Annotated in this window: 22 protein-coding genes; 14 read left to right on the top strand and 8 right to left on the bottom strand. The window is 75.1% G+C overall.

What is annotated here, in order from left to right; all coding sequences use genetic code 11:
• Positions 1–24: 24 nt before the first annotated feature.
• From IE332_RS30280 to IE332_RS30260, 5 genes are all read left to right on the top strand, one after another.
• A complete protein-coding gene (locus IE332_RS30280) occupies positions 25–1,521 on the top strand; it encodes a DUF2079 domain-containing protein (RefSeq protein ID WP_189922559.1) in 1,497 nt (498 codons plus the stop codon).
• Positions 1,522–1,617: 96 nt separating this feature from the next.
• On the top strand, positions 1,618–2,025 hold the full coding sequence (locus tag IE332_RS30275; RefSeq protein ID WP_189922557.1) for a GntR family transcriptional regulator: 408 nt from the start codon (positions 1,618–1,620) through the stop codon (positions 2,023–2,025).
• A gap of 36 nt (positions 2,026–2,061) precedes the next feature.
• A complete protein-coding gene (locus tag IE332_RS30270) occupies positions 2,062–2,982 on the top strand; it encodes an ABC transporter ATP-binding protein (RefSeq protein WP_189922727.1) in 921 nt (306 codons plus the stop codon).
• A complete protein-coding gene (locus IE332_RS30265; protein ID WP_189922555.1) occupies positions 2,979–4,004 on the top strand; it encodes an ABC-2 membrane transporter-related protein in 1,026 nt (341 codons plus the stop codon). Before IE332_RS30270 ends, IE332_RS30265 begins: the two co-directional genes overlap by 4 nt.
• 205 nt (positions 4,005–4,209) lie before the next feature.
• A complete protein-coding gene (locus IE332_RS30260) occupies positions 4,210–5,055 on the top strand; it encodes a universal stress protein (protein WP_189922553.1) in 846 nt (281 codons plus the stop codon).
• Positions 5,056–5,063: 8 nt separating this feature from the next.
• Here the strand turns inward: IE332_RS30260 and IE332_RS30255 are convergent, their stop codons facing one another.
• Entirely contained in the window at positions 5,064–6,191 is a 1,128-nt protein-coding gene (locus IE332_RS30255) for a hypothetical protein (RefSeq protein WP_189922551.1), read from the bottom strand.
• A 103-nt stretch (positions 6,192–6,294) separates the two neighbouring features.
• Here IE332_RS30255 and IE332_RS30250 point away from each other — a divergent pair, with 103 nt between their 5' ends.
• The 6 genes from IE332_RS30250 (at position 6,295) to IE332_RS30225 (ending at position 13,926) form a co-directional block, all read left to right on the top strand.
• Positions 6,295–6,768, top strand: coding sequence for a nucleoside deaminase (locus IE332_RS30250; RefSeq protein WP_189922549.1), 474 nt, complete (start codon positions 6,295–6,297; stop codon positions 6,766–6,768).
• 65 nt (positions 6,769–6,833) lie between these two features.
• Entirely contained in the window at positions 6,834–7,397 is a 564-nt protein-coding gene (locus IE332_RS30245; RefSeq protein ID WP_189922547.1) for a YbaK/EbsC family protein, read from the top strand.
• Positions 7,398–7,510: 113 nt separating this feature from the next.
• Complete coding sequence (locus tag IE332_RS30240) at positions 7,511–7,960, top strand: universal stress protein (protein ID WP_189922545.1); 450 nt, start codon at positions 7,511–7,513, stop codon at positions 7,958–7,960.
• A gap of 120 nt (positions 7,961–8,080) precedes the next feature.
• Positions 8,081–11,266 carry an ATP-binding protein gene (locus IE332_RS30235; RefSeq protein WP_189922543.1) on the top strand — a complete coding sequence of 1,062 codons (3,186 nt, stop codon included), beginning with the start codon at positions 8,081–8,083 and terminating at the stop codon, positions 11,264–11,266.
• Between the two features lie 111 nt (positions 11,267–11,377).
• Entirely contained in the window at positions 11,378–12,481 is a 1,104-nt protein-coding gene (locus tag IE332_RS30230) for a methyltransferase domain-containing protein (protein WP_189922541.1), read from the top strand.
• Positions 12,478–13,926, top strand: a complete 1,449-nt coding sequence (locus tag IE332_RS30225; protein ID WP_229929040.1) for an amidase — start codon at positions 12,478–12,480, stop codon at positions 13,924–13,926. The genes IE332_RS30230 and IE332_RS30225 overlap by 4 nt, the downstream gene beginning before the upstream one ends.
• A 53-nt stretch (positions 13,927–13,979) precedes the next feature.
• Here IE332_RS30225 and IE332_RS30220 read toward each other — a convergent pair whose 3' ends face one another.
• Positions 13,980–14,279 carry a hypothetical protein gene (locus IE332_RS30220; RefSeq protein ID WP_189922539.1) on the bottom strand — a complete coding sequence of 100 codons (300 nt, stop codon included), beginning with the start codon at positions 14,277–14,279 and terminating at the stop codon, positions 13,980–13,982.
• A gap of 226 nt (positions 14,280–14,505) precedes the next feature.
• On the opposite strand from IE332_RS30220, the gene IE332_RS30215 reads away from it, so the two are divergent.
• Entirely contained in the window at positions 14,506–15,774 is a 1,269-nt protein-coding gene (locus IE332_RS30215) for an MFS transporter (protein WP_229929039.1), read from the top strand.
• A gap of 182 nt (positions 15,775–15,956) precedes the next feature.
• Entirely contained in the window at positions 15,957–16,340 is a 384-nt protein-coding gene (locus IE332_RS30210; protein ID WP_189922535.1) for a cupin domain-containing protein, read from the top strand.
• A gap of 55 nt (positions 16,341–16,395) precedes the next feature.
• Here the strand turns inward: IE332_RS30210 and IE332_RS30205 are convergent, their stop codons facing one another.
• The 4 genes from IE332_RS30205 to IE332_RS30190 form a co-directional block, all read right to left on the bottom strand.
• Positions 16,396–17,580 (bottom strand): ABC transporter ATP-binding protein, encoded by a 1,185-nt coding sequence (locus IE332_RS30205; RefSeq protein ID WP_189922533.1) that lies wholly within the window; start codon positions 17,578–17,580, stop codon positions 16,396–16,398.
• 75 nt (positions 17,581–17,655) lie between these two features.
• Complete coding sequence (locus IE332_RS30200; RefSeq protein ID WP_189922531.1) at positions 17,656–18,513, bottom strand: carbohydrate ABC transporter permease; 858 nt, start codon at positions 18,511–18,513, stop codon at positions 17,656–17,658.
• On the bottom strand, positions 18,510–19,460 hold the full coding sequence (locus tag IE332_RS30195; RefSeq protein ID WP_444542947.1) for a carbohydrate ABC transporter permease: 951 nt from the start codon (positions 19,458–19,460) through the stop codon (positions 18,510–18,512). The genes IE332_RS30200 and IE332_RS30195 overlap by 4 nt, the downstream gene beginning before the upstream one ends.
• Positions 19,457–20,701 (bottom strand): ABC transporter substrate-binding protein, encoded by a 1,245-nt coding sequence (locus tag IE332_RS30190; RefSeq protein ID WP_189922529.1) that lies wholly within the window; start codon positions 20,699–20,701, stop codon positions 19,457–19,459. The genes IE332_RS30195 and IE332_RS30190 overlap by 4 nt, the downstream gene beginning before the upstream one ends.
• Positions 20,702–21,041: 340 nt before the next feature.
• Here IE332_RS30190 and IE332_RS30185 point away from each other — a divergent pair, with 340 nt between their 5' ends.
• Positions 21,042–21,434: a hypothetical protein gene (locus IE332_RS30185; RefSeq protein WP_189922527.1), complete on the top strand. Its 393-nt coding sequence runs from the start codon at positions 21,042–21,044 to the stop codon at positions 21,432–21,434.
• Between the two features lie 95 nt (positions 21,435–21,529).
• Here the strand turns inward: IE332_RS30185 and IE332_RS30180 are convergent, their stop codons facing one another.
• Both IE332_RS30180 and IE332_RS30175 read right to left on the bottom strand, forming a co-directional pair.
• On the bottom strand, positions 21,530–21,853 hold the full coding sequence (locus tag IE332_RS30180) for a putative quinol monooxygenase (protein ID WP_189922526.1): 324 nt from the start codon (positions 21,851–21,853) through the stop codon (positions 21,530–21,532).
• Between the two features lie 162 nt (positions 21,854–22,015).
• Entirely contained in the window at positions 22,016–22,219 is a 204-nt protein-coding gene (locus IE332_RS30175) for a cold-shock protein (RefSeq protein WP_045694210.1), read from the bottom strand.
• Positions 22,220–22,577 lie beyond the last annotated feature (358 nt).

Below are 22,577 nucleotides of genomic sequence, written 5' to 3'. Positions count from 1 at the left end.
AAATAGTGAAAGGGTTCTTTGCCGATGCCCCTGGCCCTCGCCCCGCACAGCCGGCCCCGCCCCCGGCCGGCCGCACCCCCACCCCGACGCACCGCCCGGCTCGTCCGCCACCCCGCCGCACTGGCCTGGGGCCTGGCGGCGGTCTTCGCCGCGCTCTACGTCTGCGTCGGCGCCAACCGGCACCGCCGAGGCCTCACCAAGGCCTACGACCTGGGAATCTTCGAGCAGGCCGTCCGGGCGTACGCGCACCTCCGGGCGCCGGTCGTGCCGCTCAAGGGGCCCGGGTACCACCTGCTCGGGGACCACTTCCACCCGCTGATCGCCACCCTCGCCCCCGCCTACCGGGTCTTCCCCACGCCGCTCACGCTCGTGGTCGCCCAGGCCCTGCTCATGGCGCTGGCGGTCGTCCCGCTCACCCGCTGGGCCCACGAGGTGGCCGGGCCCCGGGTGGCACTGCTCGTCGGCTGTGTCACCGGGGCCTCCTGGGGGATCGTCAGGGCGGCGGCCGACGACTTCCACGAGATCGCCTTCGCCGTCCCGCTGCTGGCCTTCGCCGCCACCGCGCTCGGCCGGCGCCGACCGCTCGCAGCCGCGCTCTGGTCGCTGCCGCTGCTGCTGGTCAAGGAGGACCTGGGCCTGACGGTGGCCGCCGTCGGCCTGCTGATCGCCTGGCAGGCCCGGCAGGACCGGCGCGCCCCGCTGCCCGGGCTCGCCCTCGCCGCCCTCGGCCTCGCCGCGACCGCGCTCACCGTGCTCGTCGTCCTCCCGGCCTTCAACCCGAGCGGAGGCTTCGACTACTGGCAGCAGTTGGACGGCGGCGGGCGGCCCTCGCTCTGGGCGCTGCCGCTGCGGTTCGGCTGGCCGCCCGTCAAGTGGCTGCTGCTGTTCCTGCTGGCCGCCACGACCGGCTTCCTCGGTCTGCGCTCGCCGCTCCTCCTGCTCTGCGTGCCCACCCTGGCCTGGCGGCTGTCCTCGGCCAACCCGCACTACTGGGGCGTCAGTTACCACTACAGCGCGGTGCTGATGCCGATCGCGGTCGCCGCCCTGGTCGACGCGCTGCGCCGCTCCGGCGCCCGCCCGGGCCCCAGCCCCACCGGCGCCCCGTGCGCCCCGCGCGCCCCGCTGGCGCGTCCGGCCCGGCGCGCGCTCGCCGTCAGCGCCCTGGTGACGGCCGTGACGCTGCCGCTCTACCCGCTGCACGAGGTGGTGATGCCCGAGGCCTGGAGCACCTCGCCCCGGCTCGCCGAGACCCGGGCGATGCTCCGCCTGATACCGGACGACGCCACGGTGGCCGCCTCCAACCGGCTGGCCGCCCAGCTGACCGACCGGGCGGAGGTCTCCCTGGTGTGCCGGCAGCCGGTCTGGCCGGGCCCGGACTGGGTGGTCGTCGACCTGCGCGATCCGAGCGTCCGGGCCCCGTGCGCCACCGCCGACACCGCCCGGATGCTGACGCTCTACCAGAGCTACGGCTACCGGCGGCTGGTCGACCAGGACGGCCTGCTGCTGCTCAGGCTTCCCTGAGCCCGATCCGCCGCCCCCTCCCCCGGGTTCGGCTTGACCACCGCGCCGCGGTGGTCCACCATTCCACTATTGAACTAGTGAAAGGTCGGAACGCCGGTGATCGAGTACCGCATCGAGCGGCGCAGCGGCGTCTCGACGTACCAGCAGATCGTGCAGCAGACCAAGCAGGCGCTGCGGCTCGGACTGCTGCAGCCCGGGGACAAACTGCCGACCGCCCGCGAGGTGGTCGAGCTGACCGCGATCAACCCCAACACCGTGCTGAAGGCCTACCGCGAACTCGAACGCGAGGGGCTGGTCGAGCCCCGCCCGGGGCTCGGCACCTTCGTCCGGCGTTCGCTCGCCCGGCCGGAGGCGGCCGCCGACGGGCCGCTGCGCGCGGACCTGGTCGGCTGGGTGGACCGGGCCCGCGAGGCCGGGCTGGAACGCGAGGACATCTCCGCGCTGATGGCCTCCGTCCTGGAGCAGCGTTTCGACACCGGGGTCTCCCCGGCAACACCGAACTGAGAACTGTGGGGGGACCGGGTGGACGACCCGACGACCATGACGCCCGCGTTGGAGGCCGTCGGCCTCGGCCGGCGCTACCGGGGCGGCTGGGCCCTGCGGGGCTGCGACTTCACCGTCCCGACCGGGCGGATCTGCGGCGTGGTGGGCCCCAACGGCGCCGGCAAGAGCACCCTGCTCGCCCTCGCTGCCCGCCAACTGACTCCGACCGAGGGTGAGTTGCGGGTCTTCGGCGAAGCTGCCGGCAGCCCGGGGCAACGCGCCCGGGTGGCGTACGTGGCACAGGACAAGCCGCTCTATCCGGGCCTGACCGTCACCGAGACCCTGCGGATGGGGCGCGAGCTCAACCCGGGCTGGGACCAGGAGGCGGCCCAGCGCGTCGTCGACCAGGGCGAGTTGCGGCCCAAGGCGCGGATCGGATCGCTCTCCGGCGGCCAGCGCACCCGGGTCTCGCTGGCGCTCGCGCTCGGCAAGGTCCCCGATCTGCTGCTGCTCGACGAACCGATGGCCGACCTGGACCCGCTCGCCCGGCACCAGCTGATGGGCACCCTGATGTCGGCCGCCGCCGAGCGCGGTACCACCATCGTGGTCTCCTCCCACATCCTGCCCGAACTGGACGGCGTCATCGACCACGTGCTGCTCGTCCAGCGCGGGGGGATCCGGCTGGCCGGCGACCTGGACGAGGTCCTGGACGGGCACCGACTGCTGACCGGGCCCGCCGAGGACGCCGAGCTCCCGGCCGACCTGGTGGTCGAGCGGCGCGTCGGGGGCCGTCAGGCCACCGCGCTGGTGCGCACCGCTGAGCCCCTGGAAGGCCGTTGGGAGCCGGACGGCCGTTGGGAGAGCGAGCGGCCCAGCCTGGAGGAGCTGCTGCTGGGCTACCTCCGCGCACCGGCCGACCCGCGACCGGGCACCACCCCGGCCGACGACCACCACACCGACCACGAGGCCGCCGCATGAACACCGACGTCCTGCCCGACCGCGCCACCGCCCCCGCACCCATCTCCGGTGCCCGACGCCCCGCCGCGCCCGGGCTGCGCGGCCTGCTCTGGCTGACACTTCGTCAGAACAGGGCGGTGCTGTGGACCCTGGCCGCGCTGCTGGTCGTGGTGGCGGCCGACCTGGTCTGGATACACGTCGTCATCCGGCACACCGTGGGCGTCCTGAAGCGCACCGGCTGCTACGAGCCCGAGACCTGGTCCGACGCCCGGTGCTGGACCCTGCTCTCACCGATCAACCGGCCGAACTTCTGGTTCGTCTCCGTCCTCCAGCCCGCGGTCACCGCCGTGCCGCTGCTGATCGGCGTGTTCATCGGCGCGCCGCTGCTGGCCCAGGAGTACGAGCGCGGCACTATCCGGCTGATCCGCGCGCAGTCCGTCAGCCCGGTGCGCTGGCTGGCCGCCCGCCTCGCGGTGCCCGGTCTCGCCGTCCTGGTCTTCAGCGGCACCGTCGCCTCCCTGATGACCTGGGTGTGGTGGACGGACGTCGTGCACGGTCAGGGCGCCTTCGACCCGCCGTTCCAGTTCTTCACCTACCCGGCCCTCGGGTTGGCACCGGTCGCCTGGTCGCTGTTCGCGCTGGCGCTGGGTGTGCTGGTCGGCCGGCTGGTGCGCCGTACGCTGCCGGCGATGTTCCTGACCGGCGCGCTGGTCGCTGCCATGCACGGGATCATCCGCTGGGGCCGCCCGTACTTCCGGCCCGTCGTGGACGAGGTGACCGCACTGCCCGACCGGGCGACGGGGCTGGGCGCCGCGCAGCCCCCCAACGCCTGGCTGATCGACCGCGGTGCCGTGCTGGCCGACGGCAGCAGGGTCTCCTCCGACACCTGTCTGTTCTCGGACCGCTGCGACAACGCCACCGCCGCCTGGCTCCGCTACCACCCGGTCGACCACCTGGTGCCGATCCAGCTCGTCGAGGCCGGGATCCTGCTGGCGCTCACCGCCGTCATCCTGGTGGTCGTCTTCCGCCGGATCCGCACCTGAGGCAGAGCCGGAAAGAGGCGTGACCCCGGGGCCCGCGCCGGCCCCGGGGCCACGCCGTTCCGCACCCGCCCCGGGGTCACGCCGTTCCGTGCCCGCCCCGGGAGGCGCCGATCGCGCCCACTGCCGATACTGGGGCCGCACCCGTGGCGCCGGGCGGCGCCGCCCGCGACCGCCGCGGAATCGAGGCGGAACCGAGGAGGACGCCATGACCGGATCCGTGGTCGTCGGCTTCGACGGCTCGCCCGAGAGCCTGACCGCCACCGAGTGGGGCGCCCGCGAGGCGCACCGCCGCGGCCTGCCCGTCGAGCTCCTCCAGGCCTGGCCCTGGCCGAAGCACGACGTGGTCGGCAGCGACCAGAGCTACCAGCGGGCGCTGGCCCGGCTCGCCGAGCGCGAGGCCGAGCTCGGCGCCCTGGCGCCCGGGGTGGCGGTCTCCTCCTCGTCGGTGACCACCGACCCCGCCGAGGCGCTGGAGGAGGCCGCCCGGCGCGCGGCCGTGCTGGTCCTCGGCTCGCGCGGCCTGGGCACCCTCCGCGGTTTCCTGGTCGGCTCGGTCAGCCAGGAGGTGCTGCGCCGCGCCGACTGCCCGGTGGTGCTGGTCCGGGCCGGCGAGGAGGAGGCGAGCGGCCCGGTGACGGTCGGCCTGGACCTGGCGCGCCCGGCGGAGCCGGTGCTGGCCTTCGCCTTCGAGGCCGCCGCGCTCCGTTCGGCGCCGCTGCGCGTGGTGCACGTCTGGGCGCCGCCGGCCGGCAGCGAGCACATGTCCTACGGCGCGATCGGCGGGCTGGAGGGCGAGGTGTCGGCCGGCGAACGGGCGGATCTCGCCGAGGCCCTGGAGTCCTGGCGGGCCCGCCACCCCGAGGTGGCCGTGACGACCGACCTCGTCCGGGGCAAGCCCGCCGTCGAGCTCGTGACCGCGGCGGCGACGGCCCGGCTGCTCGTCCTGGGCCGCCGCCACCACCGCATGCCACGGCGTCACCACCTCGGCCCGGTGGCCCACGCCGCGATCCACCACGTCCACTGCCCGGTCGCCGTCGTCCCGTACGACTGACCGGGCGCTCAGGGCGTGTCCGACGGTTCCCGGTGCGCGAAGCAGGGGTAGCCCGGCAGCGGGTCGACCCGCCAGCCGCCGGCGACGTCCCGCAGCAGCCGGCGCATCGTCTCGGTGAACGCGGGGGACGCGGCGAACGCTGGCAACCCGGGGGACGCGGCGAACCCTTCCAGCGCCGCCGCCGTCTCCCAGCGGTGCCTCAGCACCTGGCGCCTGGTCGCCACCGGCCGCCGGGTGCGGTGCATCGGGCCGTCCTCGACCGTCCGCGGCAGCAGGCTCGCGGTCGCGCTCACCGTCCACACCACGACGGCCTCGCGTATCCCGGCCTCCCACACCGCGTCCTCGGCCAGCGCCGGGTAGACCGGGACGACCTCGGCCCGGTACGCCTCCTCGATCCGCCGGGCGAGCCCGGCCGGGAGGGCGAAGACGCACCAGCAGGTGGAGAACGGCATCCGGCAGTACGCCGCGGTCAGGAACACCGACTGGAAGGAGGCCGCCTCGAAGTCGATCAGCCGCAGGCCGTCCGGGGTGAGCAGGTTGTTGTCCGGGCAGGTGTCCCCCGGGCTGAACGCCGGGTACTCCTCCCCGCCCGCCGTCCCGATCCGGGCGAGCTCGTCGGCGAGGCCGGGCGGCGCGGTGACCCCGGCCGCTTCGAGCCTGCCGGGGAGGGCGGCGACGACCCGCGGGATCCACGGCTCGTCGTCCCAGCTCGGCATGCCCCGGTCGTAGCGCGCCCACAGCCGGGTGAGCTCCGCGCGCCGGTCCACCGAGCGGGCGGCCAGCCGGCCGAGCCCGCGGGCCCAGGCCAGCAGCCCCTCCTCGGCGGCCTTCGGGTCGTCCCCCAGCAGCACGTCGGCGAGGGTCGGCGCGTCGCCGAGGTCCGCCAGGACCAGCAGCGGCACCTCCGGGTCCACCCCGAGCACCTCCGGGCCGGCCAGTCCGAGCGCGAGCCCGGCCGCCTCCGCGGTGAAGCCGCGCAGCGCGTCGGACCCGCCGGTGTAGGCCTTGAGGACGACGCTCCGTCCGTCGGCCGTCCGGCAGCGCAGCACGGTGGTGCGCCGGCTGCCACCCAGGTCGACGGGGTCGGAGAGCCGGGTGGCCAGCAGCCGTTCGGCGGCATGCATGATCGCGTTCACCCGGGCATCCTGCCTCGTACGGGGCCACGGCCGGGCCGTTTCCGGGCAACGCCCTTCGTTATACGTTTAACGCCACCACCCGCGCATCCCGGAGGAACACGCCATGGACGAACTCACCCGCGCCCACCTGCTCGCCACCATCGAGCTCGCGCACAGCGCGCGGGCGCACGGCAACCACCCCTTCGGCGCGCTGCTCACCGACCCCGCCGGGAAGGTCCTGCTCACCGCCGAGAACTCCGTGCTGTCCGACCGCGACGTCACCGCCCACGCGGAGACCAACCTGGTGCGGGCGGCGACCCGCACGCTCGCCCCGGCCCAGCTGACCGGGGCCGTCCTCTACAGCAGCACCGAGCCCTGCGCGATGTGCGCCGGCGCGATCTACTGGAGCGGCATCCGACGGGTCGTCTACGCGCTCTCCGCCACCGAGCTGAACGCCATCGCGGGGGTCGACCCGGACGAGCCGGTGCTCGACCTGCCGTGCCGCCAGGTCTTCGCGGCCGGCGGCAACACCGTGGAGGCGTCGGGGCCGCACCTGTACGAGGAGGCCGCCGCCCCGCACACCGGGTACTGGGGGTAGGTGGTCCGGACGGCGGAACCCCGGTGGCCGCCCGCACCACCGGGCGGCCGCGCTACAGTCCGGGCATGAGTGAGCCCGTACCCCCGCCCTTCGGATCCTTCCCGGCCGCCTTCGCGGCACTGGAGGTCGGCGACGACCTCGCCGGCCCGGTGGCCGACGCCCTGAAGAACTGGGACGCCCGGGAGGCCGCCACCTCCGTGCTCTACGTGGACACCGACCCCGGGAAGGCCGACACCGCGGTGTTCTGCGAGGCCTACGACACCCCGCCGGAGCTGTCCGCGAACTGCGTGGTGGTCGCCGCCAAGCGGGCCGGCGAGATCACCCACGCCGCGTGCCTGGCCCTGGCCACCACCCGCGTCGACGTCAACCGGACGGTCCGCACCCACCTGGGCGCGCGCAAGGCCTCCTTCGCCCCGATGGACACCGCGGTCGAGCTGACCGGCATGGAGTACGGCGGCATCACCCCCGTCGGCCTCCCCGCCGGCTGGCCGCTGCTCATCGACGAGGCGGTGGCCGCGGCCCCGTACGTCCTGGTCGGCAGCGGTCGGCGCCGGGGCAAGCTGATCCTCCCCGGCTGGGCACTGGCGCGGCTGCCGGGCGCCGAGGTGCTATCCGGCCTGGCCGGCTGAGCCCGCACCCGGGGCCGCCGCGACCGTCACCCGGGTGCCGGACCCGTGCTGGCGGCGGCTCCGGACGGCCCGCACCGTGGTGGCAGGGGCGACGACCGACAGGACGGTGGCACATGGACGCGCACGACTCCGCTCCCCGCGTGGTGGTCGGCGTCGACGGCTCGCCGTCGTCGCACGCCGCGCTGCGCTGGGCGCTCCGGCACGCCACGCTGATCGGCGGCGTCGTGGACGCGGTGGGCGCGTGGGAGCCGCCGAGCCGCGTCGGCTGGTCGGCGCCGGTGGTCGACATGTCCTTCGACCGGGACCTCGCCGAGCGGCGGTTCACCGACGAGCTCCGGACGGTGCTCGGCGCGGACCGCCCGGTGGAGGTCCGCACGACGATGGTGCTGGGCGACCCCTCGGACGTCCTGCTGAACGCCTCGCGGGGCGCGGAGATCCTGGTCGTCGGCAGCCACGGCCACAGCGGTTTCACCCGCGCCCTGCTCGGCTCGGTGAGCACCCGCTGCGCGCAGCACGCCGCCTGCCCGGTGGTCATCGTCCGCCCGGAGACCGGCTCCGCGTGACGGAGCCGACCCGCCCGACGCCCTCGACCCACCCGACGCCGACCCGCCCGACGCCCGCCGTCCACCCGGCGCGCCTGACGCGCCCGGCGCACCCGGCCGCCCCGGTGGGAGAATGCCGGTGTGGGCTCGCCGGTTGAGTCGGACCTCGTCGGCCGGGCGGCGCTGCTGACCTCCCTGTGCCGTGCGGTGGACGACGCCGCCGCCGGCCGCGGCGCCCTGGTGCTGCTGGCCGGGGAGCCCGGGATCGGGAAGACCGCGCTCGCCGCCGAGGTCGTGCGCTACGCCCGCGGTGCCGGGCTGACGGCGGTGTGGGGAGGCTGCGAGGACGGCGGCGCCGCGCCCGGGCTCTGGCCCTGGCAGCAGGTCGTGCGCGCCGTCACCGGGCGGGCGGAGCCGTTCGTCCGGGCGCCGGTCACAGTGCGGGATCCGGCCACGGCCCGGGAGCCGGGCGCAGTCCCGGAGCCGACCACCGTCCCGGAGCCGACCACGCCCCGGGAGCCGGCCACGGCCGCCGCCGAGGACTCCCGGCTGGCCCTGTTCGACCGGATCGCCGGTCTGCTGCTGCGGGACGGCCGCCCGCTGGTCGTGGTCCTGGACGACCTGCAGTGGGCGGACACCGCCTCGGTCCTGCTGCTCGGCCACCTGGGCCGGCGCGCCCGGCACGAGCCGCTGCTGCTGATCGGCACCTACCGGGACGTCGAACTGCCCGCCGGGCACCCGCTGCCAGCGCTGCCCGGCGCCGAGGTGGTGCTGCTCGGCGGCCTGGACGCGACGGGGGTCGGAACGCTGCTGAACCGCTGCGGACCACCTGCGACGGCCGAGACCGCCTCCCTGGTGCACCGGCGGACCGGCGGCAACCCCTTCTTCGTCCAGCAGGTCGCCCGGCTGCGCGCCGCCGGCAGCGGCAACCCGGCGGGCAGCGACAACCCGACCGTGCCCACCGCCGTCGGCCAGACGGTGGCCCGGCGCCTGGCCCGGCTGCCGGACCGCACGGCCCGCGCCTTGGGCGGCGCCGCGGTGCTCGGCCGCACCTTCACCGTCGCCGGGCTGGCCGCCGTCACCGCGCGGCCCGCCGCCGAGGTCCCCGGCCTGCTGGAGCCCGCCCTGCTCGCCCGGATCGTCGCCCGGGACGGCCCCGACGGCTACCGCTTCGTCCACGACCTCTTCCGCGAGGAGCTCGTCGCCCGGCTCGATCCGGCCCGCCGCGCCGAGGCCCACCTGGCCGCCGCGCGGGCCCTGGCCGGCACCGCCGGACCGGCCGAGCTGGCCTGGCACCACGGGCAGGCGCTGCCGTTCGGCCCGGTGGAGCCCGCGGTCCGTCACGCCGTCCTGGCCGCCGAGGAGGCCATGGGCCTGCTGGCGTACGAGGAGGCCGCCCGCTGGTGGCACCAGGCCGTCCGGCTCACCGCCCCGGACGATCCCGCGGCGCTGCGGCTGCGCGCCGCCCTGGCGGGGGCGGAGCTGCGCGCCGGGGCGCGGGACTCGGCCGCCCGCCGGTTCGCCGGGCTCGCCGAGGCGGCCGCCCGAGCCGGGAACCGGCCCGAGCTGCTGGCGGCGGCCGCGCTGGGGCTGCACCAGGCGGGCGTGCGCAGCGGTGACTCGCCGCGTGTGGTGGTCGGCTGGCTGGAGCGCGCCGAGGCGGCCCTGGCCGGCGGGCCGCACCCGGCCGTGCACGCCGAGGTGCTGGCCGCCCTGGCCAGGGAGCTGGCCGACGGCCCGGAGCGGGAGCCCGACCTGGCCCGGGAACTCGCCCGGCGGGCGGCCGACCGGGCGCGCGCCGCCGGTGATCCGCACGCGCTGGCCACCGCGCTGTTCGCGCGGCACGACGTCGAGTGGGCGCCGGGCACCGCACACCGCCGGCTGGCCCTCGCGGACGGCCTGGTGGCGGCGGCGGTGGACGCGCGGGACGCGGCGCTGGAGTTCGAGGGCGCCCTGTGCCGCTTCGTGGCCCTGCTGGAACTCGCCGACCCGGGTGCGGCGGAGGCGCTGCACCGGGCGGCGGACGCGGCCGGGCGGTGCCGGCTGCCGCGCGCCCGATACCTGGTCCGCTCGCGCGAGGCCGCCTGGGCCCTGCTCCGCGGCCGTTTCCGGGAGGCCGAGCAACTGTCCGACGAGGCCGCCGAGTTCGCCGAGGCGATCGGCGAACCGGACGGCGCCGGGGTGGCCGCCACCCAGCGGATCGCCGGTGCGCTGGCCCGGGCGGGGCCGACCGGTGTCTCGGCGACCCTGGCCGAGTACGGCGAGGCCGGGCTGCCGCCCGAGTTCCTGCCGCACTGGCGCTGCCTCGACCACCTGGCGGCCGGCGAGACCGAGGCGGCCGCCGCCGTCCTGCGGGCCCTGCCCCCGGCCGAGGACCTGTCCCGCTTCCGCTGGCGGGCGCTGGCCGGTCTGGCCTTCGACGTGGAGATCGCCGTCGCGGCCGACGTGCCGGAGGTGCGCGCGGACCGCTACCGGCGGCTGCTCCCGTACGCGGAGGAGACCATCGTGGTCGGCGGCGGGGTCGCCGTGCTGGGCCCGGTGGCGCTCTACCTGGGCCTGGCCGCCGACGGGCCGGAGGCCGTCCGGCACCTGACGGACGCCCTGGACGCCGCCGACCGGCTCGGCGCCCGGCCGTTCGCGGTCCGGGCCCGGCTGGAACTCGGCCGGGCACTGTGCGCCCACGAGCCCTCGGGCGAACGCGGCCGGCTGCTGCTCGGCCAGGCTCAGGCCACCGCCGCCGAGCTGGGCCTGGACTGGCTGCGCGAGGGGGCCCGCGCCGCGCTGGCCCGGACGGACGACGACCACGTCTTCCACCGGGACGGGCAGCTGTGGACGCTCGGGTACCGCGGCCGCACGGTGGTCCTCAAGGACGCCAAGGGCTTGCACGACCTGGCGCTGCTGCTCTCCTCCCCCGGCCGGGAGCTCCCCGCCACCCGGCTGCTGGGCGGCGAGGACCTCCCGCCCACCGGCAGCGACGAACGCGCCGACGAACGGGCCCGCGTCGCCTACCGGGCCCGGCTGGAGCGCCTCGACGAGGAGATCGCCGAGGCCCGCGACCGCGACGACCTGCCCGGGCTGGACCGGGCCGAGCGGGAGCGCGACGCGCTGGTCGCCGAGCTGCGCGGCGCCTACGGCCTCGGCGGGCGCCCCCGCCGCCTCGGCGACGCCGGGGAACGCGCCCGCACCACCGTCACCGCCCGGATCCGGGACGCCCTGCGGCACATCGAACGCGAGCACCCCGAGCTCGGCCGGCACCTCGCCGCCTCCGTGACCACCGGACGGTCCTGCGCCTACCGCCCGGAGCAACCGGTGCGCTGGCGACTCTGACCGTCCGCCCTCCCGACGACCGGCCGCCCTCCCGACCACCGTCCGCCTCACGGGGTGTGAGGCGGTTCCTCACGCCTCCCGGTCACCAGGACTTCCCAAGAGGTGATCGAGATGGCCACATCGACCGAAACCCCGACCCCGTCCGGGACGACGGTGGACCCCGAGCGACTGGAAGCCGCCGTGGGCCACGTCTTCGGCGAGCTCGGCGTCAACTGCACCGCACCGCTGGTCGTGCTCGGCGACCGGCTCGGCCTGTTCCGCGCCCTGGCCGGGGCCGGCCCCCTCACCCCCGTCGCGCTCGCCGACCGCACCGGCCTGGTCGAGCGGTACGTCCGGGAGTGGCTGCGCGGCGTCGCTGTCGCCGGCTACCTGGACTACGACCCCGCGGCGGACACCTTCACCCTCACCGACGCGTACGCCGCCGTCCTCGCCGACGACGAGTCCCCGACCGCGCTGATCGGCGTCTTCCCCGGCCTCACGGCGCTCTGGGCGGACCTCGACCGGATCGAGGGCTTCTTCCGCACCGGCGGCGGCATGGGCTGGGGCGAGCACCACCCGGCGCTCGGGCTGGCCCAGGAGCGCTTCACCCGCCCCGCCTACGTGCACGGTCTGATCGCCGCCTGGATCCCCGCCGTCGAGGGCATCGTGCCCAGGCTCGAAGCGGGCGCCGAGGTCGCCGACATCGGCTGCGGCCACGGCCTGTCCTCGATCCTGATCGCTCAGCGGTGGCCGCGCACCACCGTCACCGGCTTCGACCCCGACGACTCCGCCGTCGCCCACGCCCGCGCGGCCGCCGCCGAGGCCGGGCTCGACGGACGGGCCGCGTTCGAGGTCGCCGACGCCGCCGGCTTCCCCGGCCACGGTTACGACCTGGTCACCTTCACCGACTCGCTGCACGACATGGGCGACCCGGTCGCCGCCGCCGCGCACGCCCGGGCCGCGCTCGCACCGGGCGGCGCCGTCCTGGTCGTCGAGCCGCTGGCCGCCGACCGCTTCGCCGACGACTTCGCCAACCCGTACGCCCGCGTCGGCTACGCGATCTCCACCCTGGTCTGCACCCCGTCCTCGCTCGCCCAGACCGGCGCCGCGGCGCTCGGCACGATGGCCGGCGAGGCCCGGCTGCGCGAGGTGCTCGCGGCGGGCGGGTTCACCCGGGTCCGGCGGGTCGCCGAGGACAGCGCACCGCTCAACATCCTCCTGGAGGCCCGGCCGTGACCACGCTCACCGCCTCCGACGCCGACGCCCTGACCGCGCTCGACGCCACCGACCAGGCGGCCCTGGTGCGCGCGGGGACGGTGAGCGCCGAGGAGCTGGTCACCGCGGCGATCGCCCGGATCGAGCGGCTCGACCCGGGCCTCAACGCGGTGATCACGCCCGCCTTCGACCGCGCCCTGGACCAGGTCCGCGCCGGGCTGCCCGACGGCCCGTTCCGCGGTGTCCCGTACCTGCTCAAGGACCTCGCGACCGAGCAGGCCGGGGTGCGCTTCACCGAGGGCTCGGCCTTCCTTCGCGACCACGTGTCCCGCCGCGACCAGGAACTCGTCCGGCGGCTGCGCGCCGCCGGGCTGGTCCTCCTCGGCAAGACCAACACCCCCGAGTTCGGCATGAGCCCGACCTGCGAGCCGCTGCTGCACGGCCCCACCCGCAACCCCTGGGACCGGACCCGCACCACCGGCGGCTCCTCCGGGGGATCCGCGGCGGCCGTCGCCGCCCGGCTCGTCCCGGCCGCCCACGGCAACGACGCGGGCGGCTCGCTGCGCTTCCCCGCCTCCTGCTGCGGCCTGTTCGGCCTCAAGCCCGGCCGCGCCCGGGTGCCGCTGGGCCCCGCGTACGGCGACGCCTTCGGCGGCTGGGCGGCCGAGCACGCCCTCACCCGCACCGTGCGCGACTCCGCCGCCCTGCTGGACGCCGTCGCCGGGCCCGAGCCGGGCGACCCGTACCCCGCTCCCCCGGCGGCCGGTCCGTTCCGCGCCGAGGTGGACCGGGAGCCCGGACGGCTGCGGATCGCGTACAGCCTGCGCACCGCCGGCGGCCACCCCGTCCACCCGGACTGCGCCGCCGCGCTCGACGACGCAGTCCGGCTGTGCGCGGGCCTCGGACACGAACCGGCCGAGGCGCACCTGCCCGGCCTCACCGACGAGGTGAGCGACGCCATCGGTACCGTCTTCGGCGCCGCCATGGCCTGGATCGTCGCCTACTGGACCCGCGAACTCGGCCGCCCGCCACGGCCCGAGGAGCTGGAGCCGTACACCCGGGCCTCCTGGGAGCACGGCCGCCGGGTCTCCGCGGGCGACTACCTGCTGGCCGTCACCACCCTGCAGTCCTTCGCCCGGACCGTCGCCGGGTTCCTCACCCGGTACGACCTCTGGCTCACCCCGACGCTGGCCCGACCCCCGCTCCCGCTCGGCGAGATGACCTCCACCGAGGACGACCCCTGGCGCACCGCGCGCGCCGCCGCGCCGTTCGTCGCCTTCCCGGCCGTCGTCGCCAACCTCACCGGGGCGCCCGCGATGTCCGTCCCGCTGTACCGCTCCGCGACGGGCCTGCCCATCGGTGTGCACGTCCTCGGCCGACCCGGTGGGGAGGCCACCCTGCTGCGCCTCGCCGGGCAGCTGGAACGGGCCCGCCCGTGGTCCCGACGGGCTCCCGGCGGCTGCTGACGTGCCGCGTCACGGCGGCGCGGGTGCCCACGGGGAGCACCCGCGGTCCGCGCTCACGCGGCGCCGGTGACGCCCTCGACGATGAACCGCCGGTGGAGCGAGCTGAACGCCACCTCGGGCTCGCCGGCGATGCCGGCCTTCTCGACCGCGGGCGCCAGCCGTTCGGCGAAGAACGCCTCGAAGGCCTGCTGGGACTCCCACACGTCGGTCACGTGCAGGCTCTGCGCGTCGAACCAGGCGACGTGCAGGTGCGCGCCGGCCGGCGCGAGTTCCTCCCACCGCACCGCGTCCCGCACGGTGTCGTACTGCCCGGGGGTGACCCCGGCCCAGCGCATCGACATCACCACAGCCATGACACCGCTCCCTTCACTCCCGGCCGCTGCGTCGCGGTCCGGAACCCCGTGGTTCCAGCCAACTCCCGCTCCCGCCCGTACGCACCTCGGCCGGTACCGGGAACGGCCCGCGGGCTCCGCTATCGTGAGGCCGATCCCGATCCCGCGCCGGTCTCGCACCCGCACCCGCACGCAACGGCCCGGGCCGGGAGCCGTCGTTCACCGGCTCGGCGATCGCGGAGGCATCGTGGGGACGAACCCCGGAACGGACCCCGGCAGGGACCCCGGCACGGACCCCTCGGGGCCGGACCGGCCCGCCGCCCCGGCGGAGCGGTCGCCGGGCCTGCGGCCGTGGCGGTTCGTCGTCTGGTTCGGTGTGGTGAGCCTCCTCGCGGACTTCGTCTACGAGGGCGCCCGGTCCGTCACCGGCCCGCTGCTGGCCTCCCTGGGCGCGTCGGCGCTGGTGGTCGGCGTGGTCACCGGCGCCGGGGAGGCCGCGGCCCTCGGACTCCGGCTGCTGTCCGGGCCGCTGGCGGACCGTACCGGCCGGTTCTGGGCGCTGACCGTCGCCGGGTACGCGCTGACCGTCGCCGCCGTGCCGCTGCTGGGCGTGGCCGGGACGCTCACCGCGGCGTGCGTGCTGGTGGTGGCCGAGCGGGTCGGCAAGGCCGTACGGTCCCCCGCCAAGGACACCCTGCTCTCGCACGCCACCGCCGCCACCGGCCGGGGCCGGGGGTTCGCGGTGCACGAGGCGCTCGACCAGTTCGGGGCGGTGATCGGCCCGCTGACCGTGGCCGGGGTGCTGGCGGTGACCGGAGGCTACGGGCCCGCGCTGGGCGTCCTCGCCGTCCCGGGCGTCGCGGCGCTCGCCCTGCTGCTGTGGCTGCGCGCCCGGGTGCCCGAGCCCGCCCGCTACGAGCCCGCCGCCACCCGCCCGGCGGACGGCGAAGCGGGCCGGCGCGCCCGGCTGCCCCGGGCGTTCTGGGTGTACGCGGCCTTCACCGCGGCGACGACCACCGGCTTCGCGACTTTCGGCGTGGTCTCCTTCCACCTGGTCCACCGTCACCTGGTGTCCGCGTCGCTGGTGCCGGTGCTGTACGCGGCGGCGATGCTCGCCGACGCCGTCGTCGCGCTCGCCACCGGCTGGCTGTACGACCGGGTGGGCCCGCGGGTCCTCGCGGTGCTGCCGGTGCTGGTCGCCGCGATGACCGCGCTCGCCTTCAGCGGCACCCGGGCCGCCGTGGTCGCCGGCGTCCTGCTGTGGGGAGCGGTGATGGGCGTGCAGGAGTCGACGCTGCGCGCCACCGTCGCCGACCTGGTGCCGACCGGTCACCGCGCCACCGCCTACGGCGTGTTCGCCGCCGTCGTCGGCGTCGCGACCCTCGCGGGCGGCGCCCTGACCGGCACGCTGTACGAGGTGTCGGTGCCGGCCCTGGTCGCGACGGTGGCGCTCGTCCAGGCAGCGGCCCTGGCCCTGCTCGTGGCCGTCCGCCCGGCCGGGGAAAGCACCAGCTGATGACCGTGGAACAACGAATCGCAGAGAGTAAGGGACGGCTCACCTCAGGAAGGCCGGCCTTCCCCGGCGCCAAGCGCCTGACACCCCCGGCCCTCCCCACCCCGGATGCGCCCGGCCGTCCGGGGTGGTCGACTCGACATGACGGGAAGTCTCGGGGGTCGTCACCGAGAGGAGCCGTACCGATGCCGAAGGTTTCCAAGCAATCCGCGACGCGGGTCCAGGAGTTCGGGCCGGTGACCGACCGCCGCGAGGAGATGGACGGGTACACCGTCGAATTCGTCTCCTTCGCCGCCGACGCCGACCTGGACGGCCCGCTGCAGGCCCTGCCCGACGGGTCGTGCCAGTGCCCGCACTGGGGCTACGTCATCGCCGGCCGCCTGCGCTTCGTCTCCGGGGACAAGGAGGAGGTGTACGAGGCCGGTGACGCCTTCTACCAGCCGCCGGGCCACCGCCCGTACGTCGACGCCGGCACCGAGCTGCTGCAGTTCAGCCCCACCGACGAGCTCGCCCGCACCGAGGAGGCCATCGCGGACTGGATGAGCCGCCAGCAGGGCGGAGCAGCCTGACACCACCGCGGTGCCCTCCGTGACGAGGGCCCGGCTCCCGAGCCGGGGTGACCGGCTACCCCGCCGCGCGTTCCGGGTGGGTCAGGTTGGCCCCGGTGCGGGGGTCGAAGACGTGGATCCGCGCGGTGTCGACCCACAGGTCCAGCGGGCCGCCCTCGGCGGCGCGGGTCGCGGTGCTCAGCCGCGCGACGACGCGGTGCTCCTGCAGGCCGGTGTCGGCCCGGCCCGAGTCGGCCGCGAGCTCGGCGAGCTCCTCGGTCGGCACCGGCCCGCCCTCCTCCGCGAAGTGGACGTACACGTCCGAGCCCACGGACTCCCTGACCTCGACGGTGACGGTGCAGACGGCCCCGCCGGTGTGCTCGCCCAGGGCGGCGTCCTCGAAGTCCTCGGGGCGGATGCCGACGATCAGGTCGCGCGGCGCGTCCGCGCGTTCCAGCGCGCGCCGGGTGCGGTCGTCCAGCGGCAGCGCGCCCAGCGAGGTGCGCAGGGTGTTCTCCGCGAGCGCGGCGCCGAGGAAGTTCATGCCGGGCGAGCCGATGAACCCGGCCACGAACAGGTTCACCGGCTCGTCGTACAGCTCCTGCGGCGAGCCGACCTGCTGGACGACGCCGGCCCGCATGACGACCACCCGGTCGCCCAGCGTCATCGCCTCCACCTGGTCGTGGGTGACGTAGACGGTGGTGGTGCCGAGGCGGCGCTGGAGCGCGGCGATCTGGGTGCGCATCTGGACCCGGAGCTTGGCGTCGAGGTTGGAGAGCGGCTCGTCCATCAGGAAGGCCTTGGGGTCGCGGACGATCGCCCGCCCCATCGCGACCCGCTGGCGCTGGCCGCCGGAGAGGTTGGCGGGCTTTCGGTCGAGGTGCTGGGTGAGGTCCAGGATGCGCGCGGCCTCCTCCACCTTGGCGGCGATGGTCGCCTTGTCGGCCTTGGCCAGGCGCAGCGCGAAGCCCATGTTGTCGCGCACGCTCATGTGCGGGTAGAGGGCGTAGCTCTGGAAGACCATCGCGATGTCCCGGTCCTTGGGCGCGCGGTCGTTGACGACCTGTCCGGCGATCCGCAGGGTGCCCTCGGTGATGTCCTCCAGCCCGGCGATCATGTTGAGCGTGGTGGACTTGCCGCAGCCCGACGGGCCGACCAGGATCACGAACTCGCCGTCGGCGATGGTGAGGTCGACGCCGCGGACGGCGAGGGCGCCGTCCGGGTAGCGCTTGGTGATGCCGTCGAGGACGATCTCGGCCACGGTCCGCCTTCCTGGTCCGCCGGGTGGGGCGGTCTCATCCTGTGGGTCCTGCGAGTCCTGTGGGTCCTGCGGGCCTCAGCCCTTGACTGCGCCGGCGGTCAGCCCGGCGACGATGCGGCGCTGGAACAGCAGCACGAAGACGACGATCGGGATCGTGATGATCACGGCGGCGGCCGCGATCGAGCCGGTCGGCTGCTCGAACTGGGAGCTCCCGGTGAAGAAGGCGATGGCGGCCGGGACGGTCCGGGCCGAGGTGGTGGAGGTCAGCGAGATCGCGAACAGGAAGTCGTTCCAGCAGAAGATGAAGACCAGGATGCCGGTGGTGAACACGCCAGGCGCCGCCAATGGCGCGATGACCAGCCGGAACGCCTGCCAGGGGGTGGCGCCGTCGACCTTGGCGGCCTTCTCCAGGTCCCAGGGGATCTCCCGGAAGAACGCCGAGAGCGTGTAGATCGCCAGCGGCAGCGAGAAGGTCATGTACGGGATGATCAGCCCGGCCCAGGTGTCGAAGAGGCCGAGCACCCGCTCGATGTCGAACAGCGGCGAGACCAGCGAGATCGGCGGGAACATCGCGATCAGCAGGGAGACCCCGATCAGCAGCCGCTTGCCGGGGAAGCGCAGCCGGGCCACCGCGTAGGCGGCCATGGTGCCGAGGACGACGGCGACGGTGGTGGCGATCACCGCGATCCCGATCGAGTTCACCAGGGCCCGGGTGAACTCCGAGGTCCGGAAGATGCCCCGGTAGTTGGCCCAGGTCCAGGTGCGCGGCACGAAGTCGCCGTCGGAGAGGGTGGCCGGGTCCTTGAAGGAGAGCGCGACGATCCACCAGACCGGGAAGAGCGCGTAGAGCACGACGGCCAGGTTGGCGATGCCCCAGCCGGTGAGGCTGCGGGCTTGACGGGTGCTCAGGCGGGTGCTCGGACGGGCGCTCATCGGCGCTCCGGTCCGGCGCCCGGGGCGGCCGCGCCGAACAGCTTGACGAAGACCAGGGCGATCAGGGCGACGCAGCCGAAGATCAGGACCGAGACGGCCGAGCCGATGCCGAGGTTGAGCGCGGTGAAGAGGTTGTCGTAGCCGAGGATCGACACCGATCCGGTGTCGTTGGAGCCGCCGGTCAGCACGTAGATGTTGTCGAAGATCCGGAAGGCGTCCAGGGTGCGGAAGAGCAGGGCGACCAGGATCGCCGGCTTCATCAGCGGCAGGATCACCAGGCGCAGCCGCTGCCCGAAGCCCGCGCCGTCCACCATCGCCGCCCGGACGGTCTCCTCGGGCACCAGCGCGAGGCCCGCGAGCAGGAGCAGGGCCATGAACGGGGTGGTCTTCCACACTTCGGCGAGGACGATCAGGGCGACGGCGGGCCACTGCTCGGTCAGCGGGGCGCTGCCCTCCGGCAGCAGGGCGGCCAGGTAACCGGTGCCCGGTGTCCAGGCGTACTGCCAGGAGTAGGCGGCGACGACGGTCACGATCCCGTACGGGACCAGGACGGCGGTGCGGACGGTGCCCCGGCCGAAGACGGCGCGGTGCATCACCAGGGCGAGCGCCAGTCCGAGGACCAGTTCGACGGCGACCGACACCGCGGTGATCAGCACGGTGACGCCGAGCGCCTGCCACCAGTACGTCGAGGTCAGCACGGCGCCGTAGTTGGCGAGCCCGACCCAGTGCGCCTGCGCGGGGAAGCGCAGGTCGTAGCGCTGGAGCGAGAGGTAGACGGCGTAGCCGATCGGGTAGGCGGTGACGGCGAGCATCACCAGGACGGCCGGGGCGCAGAGCAGCAGGCCGAGCCGGCGTTCCTGGCGGGCGCCGCGGGACGGACCGGCCGGTCTCCGGGGGGCGTCGGCGCGGGCTCCGGCGGTCGGTGTCGCGGGTGTCACGGGTGTCACGGGATCAGCCCCTTCGAGCCGAGGGCGTCCTGGATCTGCCCCCGGAGGTCGGCCACGTCGTTCTCCGGGCGGATGTCGGCGGGCGGGGAGAGGGTGTGGGAGACGGCGATGGAGACGTTCTGGTAGGCCGGGGTCTGCGGGCGGAGGCCGGCGGAGTCCAGGGCGGCGAGCACCTCGGCCGCGAAGGGGTAGCTGCGGGTGAGTTCCGCCGCCTGGTAGAGGCTGCGCAGGGAGGGCGGGAGGCCGCCCTCCAGCGCGTTGGTGAGCTGGTTGTCCCGGTCGCGCAGGCACAGGGTGGCCTCGAAGGCGAGCTCGGCGTGCCGGCTGTAGGCGCCCACCGCGAGGTCGATGCCGCCGATGGTGACGCTGGCGGGCCGGTCGGGGGTGACGGCGGGGTACGGGGCCCAGCGGAAGTGCGGGAACAGCTCGGGCCGGTTGGCCTTCATCGAGGGGTAGACGAACGGGTAGTTGAGTTCGAAGGCGGCCGTGCCCGACTCCATGGCGAGCCGGTTCTGGTCCTCCATCTGGTTGGGCAGCGAGGGGTCGGCGGCGACGGACCTCGCCAGGTCCCGCATCACCGTGGCGGCCGCGACAGCCGGTGCGCCGAGCGAGGGCGCCTGCGCGTCGGGGGTGAGGATCGACCCTCCGGCGCTGGTGACCAGCGTGTTGAACCAGACCGTCAGCCCCTCGTACTGGGCGCCCTGGATCTCCACCCGGTGCGGCTTGCCCGCGCGGGCCAGGTCCTCGGCGGCGGCCAGCATCTCGGCCCAGGTCCTGGGCGGGGTCTTCACCAGGTCGTCGCGGTACCAGAGGAGTTGGGTGTTGGAGTTGTACGGGACCGCGTACAGCCGGCCCCGCCAGGTCGCGGTGCGCACCGCCGCGTCGAGCGTGTCGGCGGTGCCCCGCTCGCGCGCCTCGCCGGCCCATTCGCGGATCCAGCCGGCCTCGGCGAACTCGGCGGGCCAGGTGACGTCCAGGCCCAGGATGTCGACCCCGGTGTCGTGCGCCGCCATCCGGCGCACCAGTTGCTGGCGCTGGCCGTCCGCGCCGCGCGGCAGTTTGTTGTAGCGGATGGTGTAGCGCCCGCCGGACCGCTGCCCACAGCGGTCGGCCGCCTGCTGGAGGGCGCCGGAGTCGTCCGGGAAGTTGTACCAGTTCAGCGTGACGGGGCCGCCCTGCCCGCCGCTTCCGCAGCCCGCGAGGGCGGAGGCGACCACGGCCAGCCCGGCGGCGGCGCTCATCCACCGCGAGCGGAGACTGGGGACCCTCGGCATCGTTCTCCCGTGGTGGGCGGAGTGCGCCCGGTGGTGGGGCGGACCGGCCCCGCCGACCCTAGCCCGGCTCCGCCGCGGCTCCCCCGTCTGCCGCGCCGTCGGCCAGCCGGACGGGTGAACCCTCGTCAGGGTCGCGAGCGCTCCCCTCGGAAGGCCGCTGCACCGGGGCGATTGAGCCGACCGGCCCCCGGCGGCCCCGCCCGACACACCACGGGCGGCGGACCATCACCCGCCGTCCGGAGGGCTCCGCCTACTGTCACCTCTCGCCCGCCCAGGGACACCTACTGACAGAAGCGGAGAATCCCCCATGAACCGTCACATCGCCCGGACGCTCGTCCTGCTCGCCGCCGCCGGCCTCGCCGCCGTACCGACCGCCGCGAGCGCCGAGGTCGTCTCCGGCGGCAACCACGGGACGGTGATCATCGGCGACGACAACCAGGTCGCCGGCTACGACATCATCAACGCCGGCAACGACGCCACCGTCGGCTCCCACAACGGCGGGAGCGGGGTGGCCGGTGCCGCCATGGAGGCCGCCCAGGCCACCGGCGGCAACTACGGCACCGTCATCATCGGCGACCGCAACCAGGTCGCCGGCGACGACATCGTGAACGCCTACCACGACGCCACCGTCGGCTCCTACAACGGCGCCTCCGGCATGGCGGCGACGATGACCGCCGCGCTGAGGCCGATCACGGGCTGAGGCCCGCGCGCCGGGAGAAGCCGAACCGGCGTGACGGGAACCCCGTCACGCCGGTTCGTCCGGTCCTCGTCGGCGCTCGTCGGCGCCGTCGGCGCTCAGTCGAGACCGAGCTCGCCCATCTTGGACCACCCGTCGGCGCCCTCGATGACGGTGCTCACGATCTGCGGCGCGCGCTCGACCAGCGGACGCATGGTCTCCATCGCGGCCCGGAAGTGGTCCGAGGTGACGTGCGCCTCACCGGCACCGTCCTGGAACGCCTCGGTGAGGACGTAGGTGTGCGGGTCCTCGACGCTGCGCGACCACTCGAACCACAGGTTGCCGGGCTCGTCCCGGGTCGCGCGCGTGAAGTCCTCCACGAGGGCCGGCCACGACTCGGCGTATTCGGGCTTGACCTGGAATTTCACGACAATGAAGATCATGTGCCGAGTCTAGTTCAGCAGAAAGGCCCCACGGCCCGGGCGTCGGCGCAGGCCGCGAGGTGTCGCGGAAATCGCGAGGTGCCGTGGGAATGCCGAAGGGCCCGCACCGCGCATGCGCGGTGCGGGCCCCTCACTGCTCAGGCGGATGCCCTCACAGCAGAACTACAGGGGGCGAATGTTCTCCGCCTGCGGGCCCTTCTGGCCCTGCGTGACGTCGAACTCGACCTTCTGGCCCTCGAGCAGCTCACGGAAGCCGTTGGCGTTGATGTTCGAGTAGTGGGCGAAGACGTCGGGGCCGCCACCCTCCTGCTCGATGAAGCCGAAGCCCTTCTCCGAGTTGAACCACTTCACAGTGCCATTAGCCATTAAATATCTCCTTCAAGGCTGTCCGAAGCACGCACCGTGCGAACTTCGAGTCACCGCATGGAGTGCCCACCGGAAGAACCGGGGAACAAAAAATGCGCCTGCAATACATCAGCAGGCGCACACAAAGTTCATGGGAACCACTACTGCAACTAAGTCGACTGTAGCAGGCCGCGGCCCGCCGTGGTGGGACGCTTCACCCCCGATTTTCCGGGGCCTCCCCCCGCGACGGCCGGCAGCGGTCCGGGAGGACGGTCAACACGCGTGCGGACCAGCCCCTTTGAGCCTGCCGCCGCACCCTCGGGGGCCGCGGGATCCCCGGGAAGGGTGATGCGGTACCGACTCGGTCTCGACCGCGCCG

This window comes from Kitasatospora xanthocidica (assembly GCF_014656195.1).
In the GTDB taxonomy this organism is placed as follows: Bacteria; Actinomycetota; Actinomycetes; order Streptomycetales; family Streptomycetaceae; genus Kitasatospora; species Kitasatospora xanthocidica.
The sequence above is the reverse complement of the archived record's forward strand: the minus strand, read 5'-3'. Positions and strand labels throughout refer to the sequence as shown.

Coding starts and splice junctions, on each gene's coding strand:
- IE332_RS30280 (WP_189922559.1), top strand. CDS start 25: ATGCCCCTGGCCCTCGCCCCGCACAGCCGGCCCCGCCCCCGGCCGGCC.
- IE332_RS30270 (WP_189922727.1), top strand. CDS start 2,062: ATGACGCCCGCGTTGGAGGCCGTCGGCCTCGGCCGGCGCTACCGGGGC.
- IE332_RS30265 (WP_189922555.1), top strand. CDS start 2,979: ATGAACACCGACGTCCTGCCCGACCGCGCCACCGCCCCCGCACCCATC.
- IE332_RS30260 (WP_189922553.1), top strand. CDS start 4,210: ATGACCGGATCCGTGGTCGTCGGCTTCGACGGCTCGCCCGAGAGCCTG.
- IE332_RS30250 (WP_189922549.1), top strand. CDS start 6,295: ATGGACGAACTCACCCGCGCCCACCTGCTCGCCACCATCGAGCTCGCG.
- IE332_RS30245 (WP_189922547.1), top strand. CDS start 6,834: ATGAGTGAGCCCGTACCCCCGCCCTTCGGATCCTTCCCGGCCGCCTTC.
- IE332_RS30240 (WP_189922545.1), top strand. CDS start 7,511: ATGGACGCGCACGACTCCGCTCCCCGCGTGGTGGTCGGCGTCGACGGC.
- IE332_RS30230 (WP_189922541.1), top strand. CDS start 11,378: ATGGCCACATCGACCGAAACCCCGACCCCGTCCGGGACGACGGTGGAC.
- IE332_RS30220 (WP_189922539.1), bottom strand. CDS start 14,279: ATGGCTGTGGTGATGTCGATGCGCTGGGCCGGGGTCACCCCCGGGCAG.
- IE332_RS30210 (WP_189922535.1), top strand. CDS start 15,957: ATGCCGAAGGTTTCCAAGCAATCCGCGACGCGGGTCCAGGAGTTCGGG.
- IE332_RS30200 (WP_189922531.1), bottom strand. CDS start 18,513: ATGAGCGCCCGTCCGAGCACCCGCCTGAGCACCCGTCAAGCCCGCAGC.
- IE332_RS30190 (WP_189922529.1), bottom strand. CDS start 20,701: ATGAGCGCCGCCGCCGGGCTGGCCGTGGTCGCCTCCGCCCTCGCGGGC.
- IE332_RS30185 (WP_189922527.1), top strand. CDS start 21,042: ATGAACCGTCACATCGCCCGGACGCTCGTCCTGCTCGCCGCCGCCGGC.
- IE332_RS30180 (WP_189922526.1), bottom strand. CDS start 21,853: ATGATCTTCATTGTCGTGAAATTCCAGGTCAAGCCCGAATACGCCGAG.
- IE332_RS30175 (WP_045694210.1), bottom strand. CDS start 22,219: ATGGCTAATGGCACTGTGAAGTGGTTCAACTCGGAGAAGGGCTTCGGC.